Annotated in this window: 1 protein-coding gene; it reads right to left on the bottom strand. The window is 59.6% G+C overall.

The features are described from left to right. On the bottom strand, positions 1 to 270 hold a 270-nt coding region (locus SB786_RS36400; RefSeq protein WP_410731604.1), incomplete at both ends, for an acyl-homoserine-lactone synthase.

The following is a 270-nucleotide window of genomic DNA, read 5'->3' as shown; positions in this document are numbered from 1 at the left end:
CCGAACGACTGGGCGAGCGCAATGACGTACGGGAAAAGGCCCGTACCCGAGCTTGAGCCGGTTCGGTCAGACAGTCCTGACCCTGCGAAGCGCGACATCTCCCAAATCGATGGTGATGAAGGTGGCGAACCGCCCGGTTCAGCAAGCTCGGGAAACGCATCTCGTAGAAGATAGGGGCCAGTGGTACACATCAGTCGCGCACACCCACAGACCCTTTGGTCGTCGGACATGGCGACCAGATGAACGGTGTTGCCGCCGTCGAATTTATCC

The sequence above is a fragment of the Burkholderia sp. SIMBA_062 genome, from assembly GCF_046534765.1.
Taxonomy (GTDB): Bacteria; Pseudomonadota; Gammaproteobacteria; order Burkholderiales; family Burkholderiaceae; genus Burkholderia; species Burkholderia ambifaria.
This window is presented reverse-complemented; position numbering and strand designations above follow the sequence as displayed.